At 36.3% G+C, this 15,426-nt stretch carries 14 protein-coding genes and 1 pseudogene; 5 read left to right on the top strand and 10 right to left on the bottom strand.

Features of this window, described 5'->3' with window-relative positions; all coding sequences use genetic code 11:
- Positions 1 to 124 precede the first annotated feature (124 nt).
- Positions 125 to 2,131 carry a hypothetical protein gene (locus tag LDL57_RS10450; protein WP_225505567.1) on the top strand — a complete coding sequence of 669 codons (2,007 nt, stop codon included), beginning with the start codon at positions 125 to 127 and terminating at the stop codon, positions 2,129 to 2,131.
- Positions 2,132 to 2,236: 105 nt separating this feature from the next.
- Here the strand turns inward: LDL57_RS10450 and LDL57_RS10445 are convergent, their stop codons facing one another.
- The 3 genes from LDL57_RS10445 to ybjG all read right to left on the bottom strand — a co-directional run bounded on the left by LDL57_RS10445 (position 2,237) and on the right by ybjG (position 6,612).
- Positions 2,237 to 3,604: an L-serine ammonia-lyase gene (locus tag LDL57_RS10445; protein WP_180560984.1), complete on the bottom strand. Its 1,368-nt coding sequence runs from the start codon at positions 3,602 to 3,604 to the stop codon at positions 2,237 to 2,239.
- 142 nt (positions 3,605 to 3,746) lie between these two features.
- A complete protein-coding gene (locus tag LDL57_RS10440; protein ID WP_225505565.1) occupies positions 3,747 to 5,057 on the bottom strand; it encodes a serine/threonine transporter in 1,311 nt (436 codons plus the stop codon).
- Positions 5,058 to 6,003: 946 nt separating this feature from the next.
- On the bottom strand, positions 6,004 to 6,612 hold the full coding sequence (ybjG, locus tag LDL57_RS10435; RefSeq protein WP_180560982.1) for an undecaprenyl-diphosphate phosphatase: 609 nt from the start codon (positions 6,610 to 6,612) through the stop codon (positions 6,004 to 6,006).
- Positions 6,613 to 6,773: 161 nt separating this feature from the next.
- Here ybjG and LDL57_RS10430 point away from each other — a divergent pair, with 161 nt between their 5' ends.
- Positions 6,774 to 7,208 carry a secondary thiamine-phosphate synthase enzyme YjbQ gene (locus tag LDL57_RS10430; protein WP_180560981.1) on the top strand — a complete coding sequence of 145 codons (435 nt, stop codon included), beginning with the start codon at positions 6,774 to 6,776 and terminating at the stop codon, positions 7,206 to 7,208.
- Between the two features lie 223 nt (positions 7,209 to 7,431).
- Here LDL57_RS10430 and LDL57_RS10425 read toward each other — a convergent pair whose 3' ends face one another.
- Positions 7,432 to 7,689 carry a GrxA family glutaredoxin gene (locus LDL57_RS10425; protein ID WP_180560980.1) on the bottom strand — a complete coding sequence of 86 codons (258 nt, stop codon included), beginning with the start codon at positions 7,687 to 7,689 and terminating at the stop codon, positions 7,432 to 7,434.
- Between the two features lie 184 nt (positions 7,690 to 7,873).
- On the opposite strand from LDL57_RS10425, the gene LDL57_RS10420 reads away from it, so the two are divergent.
- The 3 genes from LDL57_RS10420 to LDL57_RS10410 all read left to right on the top strand — a co-directional run bounded on the left by LDL57_RS10420 (position 7,874) and on the right by LDL57_RS10410 (position 9,675).
- Positions 7,874 to 8,179 carry a DUF1418 family protein gene (locus LDL57_RS10420; protein ID WP_180560979.1) on the top strand — a complete coding sequence of 102 codons (306 nt, stop codon included), beginning with the start codon at positions 7,874 to 7,876 and terminating at the stop codon, positions 8,177 to 8,179.
- A 130-nt stretch (positions 8,180 to 8,309) separates the two neighbouring features.
- Positions 8,310 to 8,804, top strand: a complete 495-nt coding sequence (locus LDL57_RS10415; protein ID WP_180560978.1) for a type III secretion system chaperone family protein — start codon at positions 8,310 to 8,312, stop codon at positions 8,802 to 8,804.
- A 232-nt stretch (positions 8,805 to 9,036) separates the two neighbouring features.
- Positions 9,037 to 9,675, top strand: a complete 639-nt coding sequence (locus tag LDL57_RS10410; RefSeq protein WP_180560977.1) for a hypothetical protein — start codon at positions 9,037 to 9,039, stop codon at positions 9,673 to 9,675.
- Between the two features lie 319 nt (positions 9,676 to 9,994).
- Here the strand turns inward: LDL57_RS10410 and artM are convergent, their stop codons facing one another.
- The 6 genes and pseudogenes from artM to LDL57_RS10380 all read right to left on the bottom strand — a co-directional run bounded on the left by artM (position 9,995) and on the right by LDL57_RS10380 (position 15,416).
- Complete coding sequence (gene artM / locus LDL57_RS10405; RefSeq protein ID WP_180560976.1) at positions 9,995 to 10,660, bottom strand: arginine ABC transporter permease ArtM; 666 nt, start codon at positions 10,658 to 10,660, stop codon at positions 9,995 to 9,997.
- Positions 10,657 to 11,397, bottom strand: a complete 741-nt coding sequence (gene artQ, locus LDL57_RS10400; RefSeq protein WP_180560975.1) for an arginine ABC transporter permease ArtQ — start codon at positions 11,395 to 11,397, stop codon at positions 10,657 to 10,659. Before artQ ends, artM begins: the two co-directional genes overlap by 4 nt.
- Before the next feature lie 12 nt (positions 11,398 to 11,409).
- Complete coding sequence (gene artJ, locus LDL57_RS10395; RefSeq protein WP_180560974.1) at positions 11,410 to 12,153, bottom strand: arginine ABC transporter substrate-binding protein; 744 nt, start codon at positions 12,151 to 12,153, stop codon at positions 11,410 to 11,412.
- A 10-nt stretch (positions 12,154 to 12,163) separates the two neighbouring features.
- Positions 12,164 to 12,901 (bottom strand): arginine ABC transporter ATP-binding protein ArtP, encoded by a 738-nt coding sequence (gene artP, locus LDL57_RS10390; RefSeq protein ID WP_180560973.1) that lies wholly within the window; start codon positions 12,899 to 12,901, stop codon positions 12,164 to 12,166.
- A 128-nt stretch (positions 12,902 to 13,029) separates the two neighbouring features.
- A pseudogene (locus LDL57_RS10385) lies at positions 13,030 to 14,466 on the bottom strand (DUF2867 domain-containing protein).
- A 50-nt stretch (positions 14,467 to 14,516) separates the two neighbouring features.
- Positions 14,517 to 15,416, bottom strand: a complete 900-nt coding sequence (locus LDL57_RS10380) for a LysO family transporter (protein WP_180560972.1) — start codon at positions 15,414 to 15,416, stop codon at positions 14,517 to 14,519.
- Positions 15,417 to 15,426: the final 10 nt, after the last annotated feature.

Raw genomic sequence — 15,426 nt, 5'->3', positions numbered from 1 at the left:
TAATTAAATAATTATTTATTAATTAAATTATTATAATTTTGTCTACCAATTATTTCGGATTAACAGAAAGTTATTCCGCATTCCCTATTTTTATTAAATAAAATCTTATGGTGGAGTTTGTATAATGGATACAAATAGATTCAAAGTCAGAAATAACAATTTAAAAGGAGAGATTAAAAATAAAAAAAAGACAAAAATAAAATTTGACCGTTCGGTAACGCTTAATGATAGTGCGATAACAGTTATCGGTATTAATAATATTAATATCCTAGTAGCGGATAGTGGTAAGTCACAGATAGGCAATGTCACTGCCGGTAAAGAGAATGATATTACAGTCACAGCTAAACAGTATGCTGATGCACAGATAGGCAATATCACTGCCGGTAAAAACAACACGATTAAACAGAGTGCTATAGAGGTTGGTACTTCATCAATCGGCAATATTAAAGCAAATAAAGAGAACAATATTATAGCAATAGCAAAACAGCATGCTGATGCACAGATAGGCAATATCATTGGCTATGAAAACAATACCATTAAACAGACGGCGAAAGAGAGCGGCCGTTCAATCATTAAGGATATTACCGCCGGCAAAGAGAACAAAATTACAGCAACAGCGGAATTGTATGGTAGTGCAGAGATAGACGATGTTACTGCCTGTGAAAACAACAACATTAAACAGACGGCAAAAGAGAGTGGTCGTTCAACCATTAAGGATGTTGCAGCGGGCAAACAAAACAAACTTACGCTAATAGCGGAACTGCATGGTAGTGCAGAGATAGACGATATCACTGCTGGTGAAAACAACACCATTAAACAGACGGCAAAAGAGAGTGGTCGTTCAACCATTAAGGATATTACCGCCGGTAAAGAGAACAAAATTACAGCAACAGCGGAATTATATGGTAGTGCAGAGATAGACGATCTCACTGCTGGTGAAAACAACACCATTAAACAGACGGCGAAAGAGAGTGGTCGTTTGACCATCAAGGATATTACCGCCGGTAAAGAAAACAAACTTACACTAACAGCGGAACTGCATGGTAGTGCAGAGATAGACGATATCACTGCTGGTGAAAACAACACCATTAAACAGACGGCAAAAGAGAGTGGTCGTTTGACCATCAAGGATATTACCGCCGGTAAAGAGAACGATATTACGGTAATAGCAGTACAACATGGTAGTGCGGGGATCGGTGATATTACCGTTGGTAACAATATTAATGTAACGGGAACGCTATTATGTGAAACACAAACAGAAAAAAGTTCGACAGCAGAAATTCCAACGTTTATATCTCCAGAGGAAACCTTGGTAGAGAAAAGTCCAACAGCGGCAATTCCAACGATAGAGCAAGCGTTTTTATCTCTAGAGGAAATCTTGGCAGAGAAAAGTCTAACAGAGGAAGCCCCAACAGAGAAAAGTCCAACAGCGGCAATTCCAACGATAGAGCAACCGTTTTTATCTCTCGAGGAAACCTTGGCCGAAAAAAGTATAACAGAGGAAGCCCCAACAGAGAAAAGTCCAACAGCGGCAATTCCAACGATAGAGCAACCGTTTTTATCTCTAGAGGAAACCTTGGCCGAGAAAAGTATAACAGAGGAAGCTGCAACAGAGAAAAGTCCAACAGCGGCAATTCCAACGATAGAGCAACCGTTTTTATCTCTAGAGGAAACCTTGCCAGAGAAAAGTCTAACAGAGGAAGCTCCGACAGAAAAAAATCCGACAGCGGAAATTTTAACTGTAGAGAAACTGTGTGGATGCTCAGATGAAACCATGAGCGAGAAGAGTCCAATACAGGAAGCTCCGATAGAGAAAAGTTTTCTAGCGGAATCGCCAACAACCCATTTACCGGCATATTTAGCTCCAAGCTTGGAAATGCAAACTCTTAGAGCTGCTGTTGACAACCAGCCAACAATTATAAATTATAATCAAATAAATATAATTAATTTAAATGGTTATAGTAGATTATCTCTTCAGGGGAATACCATTAATATTGATAATATGCAAACGGAAGGATTGAGCCAAATGATGTCAGGATTTAAAAATAAAGAATCAACCGCTTATGATTCCTGTGATTTAAAGCCTGCATTCGATCCAAGCCCACGCATGTATATGCCGCAAGTCGTTTAATCGGTAGACAGAGGTAATGGATAATAAAATAATTTATTAATATATTAAGTAAGCCAGTTATTAAAACTGGCTTACTAGTTAATGGCTGTAATAGTTTTAAATCATTCAGTCGCAATAAGTAATTTTAATAGCCAATCCACCTTGTGAAGTTTCACGATATTTAGCATTCATGTCTTTGCCGGTTTCATACATGGTTTCAATCACTTTATCCAGGCAAACGCGTGGATCACTGATTCGACGTAAAGCCATTCGGGCAGCATTAACCGCTTGAACTGCCGCAATCGCATTACGCTCGATGCAGGGAACCTGGACTTGACCACCAACCGGATCACAAGTAAGGCCAAGATGATGCTCCATGCCAATTTCAGCGGCGATACAGACTTGAGCGGGACTACCCCCCATTAATTCTGTTAATGCTGCTGCTGCCATAGAACAAGCAACTCCAACTTCTCCTTGACAGCCGACCTCAGCACCAGAAATGGAAGCATTCATTTTATAGAGGGTGCCAATAACGCCAGCAACTAAAAAGAAACGGGTATATGAATTTTCGTTAATAGGGCGAATAAATTTATCATAATAGGAAAGTACGGCAGGAATAATACCACAAGCACCATTGGTTGGTGCGGTAACGACGCGTCCACCTGCTGCATTTTCTTCATTAACTGCTAAGGCGAACATATTAATCCAATCAACAACTGCCATCGGATCAGTGGTCGTATTATCGGAGGTGACTAACATTCTTCTCAATGCTGCCGCACGGCGTGGTACCCGAAGTGGGCCTGGTAAAAGACCTTCGGTATTGACTCCACGTTCGATAGCTTGCTGCATAACCTGCCAGACTGCATCGAAGTGAGTTTGGATTTCCTCTTTGCTACGCAATGCCAGTTCATTTTGCATAACCAATGCCGAAAGTGAAAGGCCGGTATCTTTGCAGTGGCGTTGTAATTCTGCAGCTGATTTGTATGGATAAGGTAGTTGAACTGACGATCCACTTTCTTGACCAAAATGCTCTTCGTCAACAATAAAACCACCGCCAATAGAGTAATAGGTTTTACTGTACAGTTTATTTTCATCGGCGAAAGCGGTAATTACCATACCATTTTCATGGAGAGGTAGATTAGTGGTGTGAAAGTTCATCCCACCTTGGATAGGAAAATCGACCTCATGCTGTCCATTGGCAAGAGATAAGCGCTGAGTCTGTTCAACATTTTTAACAAAGGTAGAGATAGAATCGATAGCCACAGTATCAGGTAGATTACCAGCTAAACCCATAATAATGGCAATATCAGTGGCATGACCTTTACCAGTTAAAGATAAAGAACCATAAACATCAACACTAATCCGCTTGACTCTGGTTAGTATCTCTTTTTCGATTAGATCATCAACAAATTGTTTCCCGGCTTTCATTGGGCCGACAGTATGAGAACTGGATGGGCCAATGCCAATTTTAAAAATATCAAAAACACTACTCATATTTTATTCGCCTCCTTGTTAAAGGCGCTAATTTTTTTAGTAATAAGTTGGCTGAAGTGTTGAAGTTAATATTTCGGTTTTACGGTATTTGGGAAAGCTAATTCATTACGGATAATGAAAGCCATCCCAGAATCGTTAAACGTTAAAGAAATAATTTATATACTGCAGCTGAAATAGCGATAATACCGACAATTACCACAAAAATATTGCTAATATGACCAGAATATTTACGCATAGCGGGTATTTTGCTAATGGCGTACATTGGCATCATGAACAATAAAATTGCAATAACAGGACCACCTAAACTTTCGATAATGCTTAGAATGCTTGGATTTAAAGTAGCAACTAACCAGGTAGTGACTAACATAAAAATTGCAGTCGCTTTATTTAGCTTTTGGATATTGATTGTTTTACCTTTTGCCCGATAAGCGCGTTCAACCAAACCGTTAAAACCTTCACGAGCACCGAGATAATGCCCCAGAAACGATTTTATAATCGCGACAAAAGCAATGAGTGAAGCGGCATATTTAATAAAAGGTTTATCGAAATAACTAGATAGATAGTCGAGGATACTAATGTTTGCCGCTTTTGCTTTTACCAAATCAGCAGGAGACAAGGTAAATACACAGCTAAAAACGAAAAACATAACTGTTAGTACCATTAAAATATGTGCTGAAGCCAAAATTCGCGAAGATTTTTGATCAGCATGCGCACCATATTCTTTACGATTGGCAACGGCGAATGCAGAAATAATTGGTGAATGGTTAAAGGCAAAAACCATAACCGGAATGGTTAACCAAATTGTAGCCAACATACTTTGGTTATTTTCAGCATTATCCATATTAAGATTGGAGAAGGAAAGCGTTTCTAATGCAGCACTATGCCAATGCGGGATCATATAAAGTGAGAATATCACCAGCACCGCAATAAACGGAAATACTAGCATGCTCATTATTTTCACTATATATTTCTCACCTAGGCTAACAATAGCCATGATACCACCAACAAGAATAAGCGCTAATAGCCAGCGTGGTGGAGCATTGTAACCGAGGAGTTCAACGATAAAATTTTCAACATTATTGGTAATCGATACACCGTATACCAATAAGATAGGATAAATAGCGAAAAAATAGAGCAACGTAATCCAATTACCTGCTGAACGGCCAAAATGTTCTTCTACCACCTCGGTAATATCGCCATTTGGTTTTGAACCGGACAATACAAAACGGGTCAAACCGCGATGAGAAAAAAAGGCCATTGGAAAAGCGAGCAGCGTCATTAGAATGACGGGCAGTAGGCCACTCATACCTGCATTAATAGGCAAAAAGAGGACTCCAGCACCAATAGCGGTACCGTATAAGCCCAACATCCAAACTGTATTACTTTTACGCCAAACTTTTACGTCCTGGTGTGCATATGAGGAACTGATGGAATCAACTCGAGTTGTATCCATGGTAATCTCCAAAATATAAAACGAGAAACAAAAAATAGTAAATTTTTAATGTATGAAAACCGGTCAATATAATTATGATTGCAGGTATATTTATACAACATGCTTTATCTACAGAAACAAAATATATAGTTAGAATTTATGTAAATAAAGTAACTGATTATTCTAGTTAAGGATAATTGCGATACTATACCACATTATGGTTTAGTGTCATTATCACAATACTGTTTAGAATCAATTTTATTTGTTTTTTTATATATCGAAATTATATTTTAGTTTTTCAGACGCAAATCTTATTATTTATTGGCATAAAATTCCGTGATGAGCATCCCAAAAGTATAATCATCTATAGCCTGTTGTTAAAATGAGTGGTATTTTTTGTTTTTATTTTGTTAAATTTTAACTGTTCTTGGCTAATATTGCTTATAGTTGTTTTAATAAATATGATTAATCATTCAGTTAATAAACTCAATTTTTGATAAAAAATTTTTATTAATTTTGGTAATGTATATAAATAAACGGATAATTTACTAATAATATTTAGCGGTTTCACTTATTTAAAATTATTAATTGATTTATTGTTTGCTCTTTGCTGATTTCATTTTAAACATCATATTATTATTTTTTTACTTTTGTACAAAAAATAGTTTATTTTTATTAACGCGTTATTTTTATTTCATAAAGAAATAATTTCCTTTTAAGATATAACTATCATAAATTAATGCCGTAAATTTAAATGTTAAATGGCATAAATATTAAATCTGGCAATCTTTAATTCTATTTTAGTGTAATCCGATCATGTTATTTTATTTAGGTGATACTTATCATAAATAATTATCTGTTGATTTAAGATATTTAAAATATTGAATAATAAAATAGCCTCTTTAAAATTGGCAGGTTTTTCAATTAACAGAGGCTATTTATAGATTTATTTAAATTATTTTTGTATTTAACCTTTAATCCAACCTTTCTTAATAAAAGGCGCAAATAAGATTTGATAAGCTTTTATGATATATGGTAGTAATTTATCCCCAACTATTTCCCAAATTGTTTGACTAATTCCACAAGCCATAATAGCAACTAAAAATGCGCCTACCATATCTAAAGGCCAGTGTACTCCGAGAAAAATTCTTGCCCACGCAATAGCGAAAGCCGGTATTAAAAATAACAATCCAATCCAATTTCTTAACCAGAATAAAAAGCTAAAAGCAAAAGTAAAAGCAATAGTAGCATGATTACTGGGAAAAGAGGGAGTCGGCGCATGAGCAAGAAAATGTTGACCTATTCCCAACATAAAAGGTCGCTCTTGGGGAAAAATTACGCCAATAAAACCAGAAATAGCTAAACCTATAATAAGCGCAAGCGCAGTTTTACAGACAAAGACTCTTTGGCTGACTAAATTTTCCGATTTACCCCAAAACCAGCAAGCAGTAGTAATTAAGGGAAATATGAGAATGAGTCGTTTAGCCAAAAAAATTGCCAGTGTTAGTGTACTAATTGATGTAATTGGGGTGGCATTGATAAAACTAAACAAACTTAAGTTAATATCGTTTAGCAAGGTAGAGCCCTCATTGAGTAGATATCATGATCATTTATATTAGATAGCCAAGGGTAAAATGTCTTTTATATAGGGTAAAGTAAGCTTGGTAATTTTTTTATAGAACTTATTCATTTATGAGATATAAATAATGTCATCGGCTTTTTTGCTAGGGAGATACTATGTGGTACCAGAAGCAAATTAAACTGTATGCTCGTCCTCGAGGATTCCATTTGATAACAGCAGAAATTATACGACAACTACCTGATATTAGTCGAATAGAAGTCGGTATTGCACATCTTTTTATTCAACATACTTCTGCATCATTAACCATCAATGAAAGCGCTGATCCAAGTGTTCGAGCTGATTTTGAAAGCTATTTTAATCGAATTGTTAAAGAAAATGAATATTATTATCAGCATACTTGTGAGGGAAGTGATGATATGCCAGCTCATTTGAAGAGTAGCTTACTAGGAAGTAGTTTAATTATTCCAGTTACCAATGGCCAATTAAATATGGGAACTTGGCAAGGCATTTATCTCTGTGAACACCGCAATCATGGTGGTGAACGCCAGATTATAGTAACACTGCATGGTCAATTAGATAGTGATCAATAAAAAACCGATAGTTTAAATAGGACATAATTTAAACTATCGGATTCCTCAATAATTTGGGGACATTCAAAGAAAAGCAGTGGCATAAGTTATGACTATTTATTATTCATAAAGTTCTTATAAAAGAAAAAAAAGCATTTTTTGACAAAAAATGCTTTAATGATTTGTGCCTGAAACTTAAAAATATAAAATTAAAGTAATTAATAATTTTAATAAAATCAGCTAGTTAAGAAAGTAAGTGTTCTTCGGCGTAGGCTTCAAACTCGGTACAACCCCCAATATGTTGTTCATCAATAAAGATTTGAGGAACTGTCTTAACAGGTTTACCCACTTTTTTAGCTAAATCAGCTTTAGTGATCCCTTCCGCTTCTATATCAACATAATTATAATCAAAATCATCACGTTGATGTTTTAATTTTTCTGCTAAGGCTTTTGCACGGACACAGTAGGGGCAACTAGAGCGACCGAAAATGACAGTAAACATCCTATCTCCTTCAATTAAATTTTTATCTATTGTCTACAATATCAATTACTATGCTTATAGTCAGCATAAAAAAAAGCACAATTTATTCTTATTGTTATTTAAGAAGTTAATAATGACCTAATATAACAGGATAGCGTTTTTAAAAGGAAACATAGATTGTTTTGAGCAAAAAAAATTATCAGCTATGCGTTCTTTCGCTGATATGCCAAAAATTGTGATAATACTCGAAGTTATTGGCATACTAATATTGTTATTGGTCTATTTAGTGATAAATAACTATATTGAATTAGCTGCTTTATTTATGAAAAAAGGTGTTTTGCTTGCTATGATTATGCTAGCAATAGGTTGTATGATACCGGCTATCATTAATATTGTTTGGCGGGCACTGCCTAAGCTCAATTTTTTCGGCATTGATCAACAGAAAAATAGTTCGCAAAATAAGCAACGCAAGATAAAAGCTAAGCTGCGTAATTATCGTAAGATGGATTAAATTATAAGTTAGAATGGCTCGTTAAATATGATTTAACATGATAAAATATGGTTTATTTTTGGTTTAAGACGATAGATAGCGAATTTTCATAGGCAAAATTGTTGCTGTTTTGTGCAAATAAGGTTAATTAATGGATTCGATTTGTTTCCCTGACATAGCTAAATTACGAGAGTGGCTTGTTCAACTCAAAACATCGTATTTTGAATGTGATAATTGCCAGGCATTACATTTGCCACATATGCAAAATATTGATGGTATTTTTGATGCTAAAGTGGATATTGTTGAAAACATATTAGTTTTCTCGGTTTTGGCTGAACTGAAACCGACATCGATTATTACCTTATTGGCAAATTTAAGCCAAATTAATGCTAGCTCATTAACGGCGAAAGCATTTATGGAAATTAATGATGAAAATTTGCCTAAATTAGTCGTTAGTCAATCTTTTCCGTTGTTGGCAGGAATGACTTGTAACCAATTCTCCAGTTTTCTTCAGCAAGCAGAAGAACAGATGGCGGCTATTATTTTTGAAGTTTATAACAATGATTTGCTATATAGCGGTCAAGAAGATATTGACGATGAAGAGCTATCTGAGCAAACTTTGCCTGCCCGCTTTCTGTTACATTAAATTATAAAAATAGATTCAATAGGCATTTACCATTCATGTGAATGGTTAATGCGTTGCCTGCTTTTTATCTACAAATATGGCAGGAATAACAATAAAGTTCAGTCTTTTTATTACCTTACAGAACATAACTATTTTGCTGGATTCTTTTTATTATTCTTGTTAACTCCTTCATTTGCACTTTATCCACCAAACAATATTCCAATAATAGCTGCTTTCCAAAAGGAATTAGAATATGTTCAGTTTATCGCAATCTACTAGTGTCAAGAATATTGAATCTTCTGCTACTTCCGAACATCACCATGATCCGATAAAAACAGAAATTGATAAAAAAATTGATGGTAAATTTGTATTGGTTTTTAGTGGGTTTTCTGGAATGGGATATAAAGATACTGAAAAATTACAAAACGATATAAAAAAAGAGATAAAACAACATATTGATAAGTATGGGATCCATAATTTACTTATCGTTGCTGGTGCCACTTCTGAAGGTATTGGTTGTGTCTATGATATTGCTAAAAATCTAGCTGTAAATACTTTGGGGATTGTTTCAGAACACGCTTCAACAGATTGCTTAGCAAAAAATTGTGACAGTGTTATTCAAATTAAGGATCCGAATAACAGCTGGAAAGTTTTGGATGATTCAGGTGCTTCTTATATGATATATGCGGCAAGTAAGAATGGCTGCTTTTTAGCTTTTGGTGGCGGTAGTGTTACCCTAAGTGAATTAGAAGAAGCGGCTAAGAAAGGAATTGAAACAAAAGTTTTTCCTGATTTTTTACCTGATCCAGATAAATTAGACGCTAAATTAGCTCAAGGAAAAACAAGGGCTGAAATATGTCCAATACAAATGAAATATACAGAAGAGGTATAGTATAAAAAATAATCTCTTCACCTGACTTAAGAAATGAACAAAGCGTAAATATTGTCATAATTTATTCTTTACAGCACACGCAGGCTACTATCTTACAGATGGAGCTAGCATAATTGTGAAATCCCATAGTCATTCAATGGTTATATCACATTAAATAGAACCGGGTTTATTAAGTGGTGTTCAATGTTATTGATATCTATATATCATAGATTTTAGACATTAAAAGATTAACCCTTTTTGAAGGCAATATAGCATTAGCTTTATTAGTTAACATCATGATAAATTTCGTTTTCTTTAGTAGAAAGCGAGATTTATATGGTTAGTTTTTTTCAAAAGATAAAGCGTATTGTTCAAGCCAACGCATCAATAAGGTTAAGATGCCATTTACGCTCAGATATATAATTCCTGCGGCAATAAAAACATCGACATTATAAGTTTGGCCAAAAATTTGTTGGCTATATCCCATAATCTCTAATAGCGTTATGGTACTAGCCAGTGATGTGCTTTTAAATATAAGAATTACCTCATTGGAATAGGATGAAAGCGCACGTTTAAGCGCATAAGGTAAAATAATTCTCAAGGTTTGATGATTTGACATACCTAGCGCCTGACATGCTTGCCAGCTAGTTTTAGGAATTTCTTTAACGGCACCATGAAATAATAGAGTGGAATAGGCGGCACTATTAAGTGCTAATGCCAGCAAGGCGCAAATCCATGGAGTAGAAATTAAAGCCCATAAAGTAGGGTACTCTCTTAGCGCGGGAAATTGACCGGATCCATAATAAATCAGAAAAAATTGAACCAGCAAAGGAGTGCCAGTAAATAGCGTAATGTAGCCTTGAATTAGGGATGAAAAAAACGCTGTTTTTAACGATAAAATGATAGTCAAAAATAGCGCTAATAAAAAGGCAATAAGTATTGCGCATATTGTCAGTGATAAACTGGTTGGCAGGCCAGGCAGTAATGAAATGATTAAATTGATCATTTTGTTACTCCCTGTTCAAACTGGGTTGTGCGTATTTCAATCCGCCGTAAGATAAATTGACTTACTAGGGTGATGGCTAGATAGATCAAAGCCACAATTAGGTACCAAGTGAAAGGTTCATGAGTACGATTAACAATACTTTTGGTTTGCAACATTAAGTCATTTACGCTGATCAGAGAAACCAAAGCGGTATCTTTTAGCAATACTAGCCATTGATTGCCTAAGCCAGGTAAAGCGTGACGCCACATTTGTGGCATAATCAGCCGCAAAAAAATAACATTCCGATTGAGACCCAAGGCTTGTCCTGATTGCCATTGGCCGGATGGTATTGCTTTTAGTGCACCTCTTAAGGTTTGGGATGCATAGGCGGCATAGAGTAGAGCAAGGGCAAAAACACCACAAAAAAAAGGAATAAAATCGAATTCACTATTTTGTGGAAAGAACCATTCAGGATCAATTTGCCAGGTTGTTTGCCAGAAAATGAAATTAATATTAATGCCATCACCTAACAACATGATAAATTGTAATGTGCCATAGTAAACGAACAGGACAACGAGCAATTCAGGTAATCCGCGAATTAAAGTCACCCAGCAAGAACCCAGTAAGGCCACAGGCCTCCAGCGAATAGATTCCCAAGCAGTGAATAACACGGCTAATAACAGCCCGAGTATCAAAGCAGCACCGGCGAGAGTCAGTGTCAAGCCGGCAGCATTTATTAGAAATAACAGATTATTCATTGCTATAATCGACTATTTCTTCAACCATTTTTGGTAGATTACATCATAACTGCCATCTTGTTTCACTTGTGCCAATGCTTTATTTAATTTATCTAACAGCACTTTGTTTCCTTTACGTACCGCAATACCCAGACCTACACCAAAATAATTAGCATCGGTTACTTTTTCACCTACAGCAGCAAGGTCTTCGTTACCTTTTGTTTTTAGCCATTCCGTTGTGACAGCCGTATCACCAAACACCGCATCTATCCGGCCATTTTTTAAATCGAGGATAGCCGTTTGATAATTGTCATACGGCACAGCTTGCATCTCTTTATGTTGTTGCATGATATATTTTTGATGGGTGGTGCCATTTTGCACGCCAATTTTTTTACCTTTTAATAATGATATTTTATTAATTTTATTTTTTACCGCGATAAATGTTGCGGAGTTATTGTAATAAGTATCAGTAAAATCAACCTGCTTTTGCCGTTCTGGCGTAATATCAATTCCTGCTATCAATGCATCAAAACGGCGCATTTTTAAACTGGGGATTAAGCTATCAAAAGATTGATGAGTAAAAGTACAGTTGGCATTGAGTTTTTGACATATTGCCTTTGCCAGTTCAATATCAAAACCGACAATGTTATTATTGGCATCAATTGATTCGAATGTGGCATAAGTTGCTTCAGTTGCAAAGCGTATCGTCTCCTTTGCAGCGGCAAGCACTGGTAAGGATAGGCTGCATAAGGTAATAACTGACAGTAATTTTTTCATTACGGTATTCTCAATTAGATGAATGGGATAGATAATTTGCCAAGCCTTTAGTTTGTGGTTTAGCAAAACGATCAATATCGCCTTGTTCCACAATGGTTCCTTTTTCCATATACACAATCTTACTCGCTGTTTTACGGGCAAAATCAATTTCATGAGTCACAATCAGTTGAGTGATGCCCGTTTTTGATAATTCTTGTATAATATTAACCACTTGAGTGGTGATTTCAGGATCGAGAGCCGCGGTTGGTTCATCAAATAATAAGATTTCAGGCTCCATCATTAATGCTCGCGCAATAGCCACTCGTTGTTGCTGACCACCAGAAAGATGTAACGGGAAGCGATTAGCAAATTCAGTTAAATGCAAGCGACTCAATAAGTTTTTTGCTTTTTCTTTGGCTATTACTTTAGTTAAACCCAAAACTAAACAAGGCGCCTCAATCAGATTTTCCATTACGGTTAAATGGGGCCACAAGTTATATTGTTGAAATACCATACCAACTTTTTGTCTTAGGGCGCGGATTTCATTGCTTTTAGGTTGGCGAGAGAAATTGAAATGATAGCCTGCAATGTCCAGTTGACCAGAGCGGGGCATCTCAAGTAAATTGAATACCCGTAATAATGAGCTTTTGCCAGCACCACTTGGACCAAGTAATACCATTGTTTCACCCGTGCCGCATGTCAAATTGATATCGTGTAATGCTTGCTGCTCACCATAAAAGCAATTAATTTGGTTTAATTGAATACTCATGCTAAAAATCTGAATAAATAAACGATTGAGGTAATGGTAATCTTAATAGAATAATTATGCAATATATTGTTTTTGAAATAGTCTAAAATTGCTATATTTCAGAGATATTTTTGCTTTGCAAAATGATTTCAATCATTTTTATTCATTTTTAATGCGAATTTATTGATTTTTTTGGCCATTCCTTTGAAAATAAAACGATGAATTGGGGTCATAATTAGCCAATAGACTAGACCGCAAAAACCGGCAGGATGCCACCACGCTCTGACATCTAGCGTTCGATGTGTGCCACAATCCTGGATAGTAAAGGTTAAACGGCCCAGTCCAGGCGCTTTCATACCAAATAAGAGTGTTAATTGATGATTAGGTTTAATACAAATGACTTTCCAGCTATCAATCATGTCACCTAAATATAATGTTTCACGTTTAGGCCGGCCATATTTTACTTTGTTGAGCATTAAATCATCAATAAAGGCGCGTAATTGCCATAAAATATTGGCGTAGAAATATCCTCTATTGCCACCAATTTGTTGTAAGGTTTGCCAAATGGTAGCGCTAGTGGCGGTGGTTATTAACGTGAAACCGGCATCTTTTGGATAATAGCTATATTTGGCACACCAATGTGTTTTTAGCGTTGGATCTGGCCCCCAATCTGCTTTATTAATGGCATTATGCGAGTGCGTAAACGCATGTTTGATTGCCTCATCAATACTAAGTAATTTTTGCGGGATAAGCTGTCTTAACGCTTAATCCTTGGCGGGCAGATTGTACTGTAGCCCCTGAATTAAACTTTTGGTAATAAAGGGAGATACTGAAGTTATTAGGCTAATGAAATGAATAGAAATTATTCGAATTGGAATAGGTAGCGGGATGATTCGTCGATACTTACCGCTGATACTCATAAAGCGCTTGAATAGTGTTTAATAGTCAATATATTCAGGCCCACCCGCATCAAGGATGCGATGTTCATTCGTTGGATGGGCTATTAATTGCTTCAGATAGTAGAGAATATTTTCTAAAGCAATAGGGCAAGATTTTGACCTTACCCAGTGTGGAGGAGTAAGAATTAATAAGTTGTAAGTCATATCCCGAATTATTTCATAAGGCACTGAGCCCGCACCAATAATAATTGGCGCCCGAATTTCTGTCACCGGAATTTTACTTTCACGTAAGATTTCTCCGGTCAGTTTACGAGCAATCAGATGTTGTGAATGACAGGAAGGGTGTTGTAGGGCGCTTAAATAGATAACTTGTTTTACTTCAGATTGCTCAAGGACATGTTTAACATTATCAGCAGCCAGGCATTCTTGTTCGATAAGATTATTATTAGCTGCCATACTGTGAACCAGAAAGTAGACGATATCAATATCTGTCATAATATTGTGTAAGGTTTTCGGTGCAAGTAGATCAACATAACGACATTGAGTATTTGGCCAATTTTGTGCTTCAAGCCAATCAAGTCGACGCGCTGCTGCTGTGATCATATGACCTTGCTTAATTAACACTGGGATCAGATTTTGACCAATATAACCATTAGCACCTAGCACTAGGATCCGTTTTTTACCCATATAGTTACCTATCGAGGCCAGAGTGTTTGGCCAGAAAATCTAGCTATTTATTAGGTGAAGAAGGCTATCAGTAATGGCGTCAATAGACTTAGTACAAAACCGTGGACAATGGCAGCAGGTACAATAGACACCCCACCGCTACGTTGCAATATAGGTAGTGTAAAGTCCATTGATGTTGAGCCACAAATCCCCAACGCAGTAGAACGAAATTGGTTGATAATAATGGGAATAAGTATAATAGCCACTAACTCCCGCATTAGGTCGTTAAAGAAAGCCGTACTACCAATGACCGGTCCATAAGCGTCGGTAAGTAATATACCTGTTAGTGAATACCAGCCGTAACCGGCTGCAATCGCTAATCCCACTTTAGTCGGTAAACCTAATAAAAATGCAGCCAAAATACCACCAAGCAGCGCGCTGCTGGCAACAGTCACCGCAATCGTCGCCCCTCTGAAATTGATTAAAATTTGCCGCAGATACATCCCACTATTTCGCAGATGGCAACCCACCAATAATAATAAACAGATAAGTGTAACTTCAGTACCATATTTGGCATAGGATAAAAATGGCCACTTTGTCAATCCTAGCAAGAAACCAAGTATTAACGCGCCACACAGTGGTAGTGAACTTAAAATCATTTTTAAGCGAGAGAGTGGCTTATTGGTTTCACGTTTAGCAATTTTCCACGGCAAGAATTTATCTAATAAGAATAAAGCCATCAGGTTAGCGGCAAAGGTGCAACAAAAGAAAACCATTGTATAGATAAAAATTGACGTAAGATGCGTACTAATATTATCTAATAACGCCAATGTGATGCCCATTAAAAATAAGATAATGTAAACCATAGCGCCTAATAGGCGATGTGTAAACGCTAAAATCTTCTTATTTTTGAAGCGAAATAAATAGCCTACTGTTAACGGTAAAAGAATGATAAGCAGTCCTGAATACATGGTCCATCCT

Origin of the sequence: Arsenophonus apicola (assembly GCF_020268605.1) — a bacterium.
GTDB lineage: Bacteria > Pseudomonadota > Gammaproteobacteria > Enterobacterales > Enterobacteriaceae > Arsenophonus > Arsenophonus apicola.
This window is presented reverse-complemented; position numbering and strand designations above follow the sequence as displayed.

Bases quoted from the DNA above. Each gene is read 5' to 3' on its own strand.
- LDL57_RS10450 (WP_225505567.1), top strand. From the start codon at position 125: ATGGATACAAATAGATTCAAAGTCAGAAATAACAATTTAAAAGGAGAG.
- LDL57_RS10445 (WP_180560984.1), bottom strand. From the start codon at position 3,604: ATGAGTAGTGTTTTTGATATTTTTAAAATTGGCATTGGCCCATCCAGT.
- LDL57_RS10440 (WP_225505565.1), bottom strand. From the start codon at position 5,057: ATGGATACAACTCGAGTTGATTCCATCAGTTCCTCATATGCACACCAG.
- LDL57_RS10430 (WP_180560981.1), top strand. From the start codon at position 6,774: ATGTGGTACCAGAAGCAAATTAAACTGTATGCTCGTCCTCGAGGATTC.
- LDL57_RS10425 (WP_180560980.1), bottom strand. From the start codon at position 7,689: ATGTTTACTGTCATTTTCGGTCGCTCTAGTTGCCCCTACTGTGTCCGT.
- LDL57_RS10420 (WP_180560979.1), top strand. From the start codon at position 7,874: ATGCGTTCTTTCGCTGATATGCCAAAAATTGTGATAATACTCGAAGTT.
- LDL57_RS10415 (WP_180560978.1), top strand. From the start codon at position 8,310: ATGGATTCGATTTGTTTCCCTGACATAGCTAAATTACGAGAGTGGCTT.
- LDL57_RS10410 (WP_180560977.1), top strand. From the start codon at position 9,037: ATGTTCAGTTTATCGCAATCTACTAGTGTCAAGAATATTGAATCTTCT.
- artM (WP_180560976.1), bottom strand. From the start codon at position 10,660: ATGATCAATTTAATCATTTCATTACTGCCTGGCCTGCCAACCAGTTTA.
- artQ (WP_180560975.1), bottom strand. From the start codon at position 11,397: ATGAATAATCTGTTATTTCTAATAAATGCTGCCGGCTTGACACTGACT.
- artJ (WP_180560974.1), bottom strand. From the start codon at position 12,153: ATGAAAAAATTACTGTCAGTTATTACCTTATGCAGCCTATCCTTACCA.
- artP (WP_180560973.1), bottom strand. From the start codon at position 12,901: ATGAGTATTCAATTAAACCAAATTAATTGCTTTTATGGTGAGCAGCAA.
- LDL57_RS10380 (WP_180560972.1), bottom strand. From the start codon at position 15,416: ATGTATTCAGGACTGCTTATCATTCTTTTACCGTTAACAGTAGGCTAT.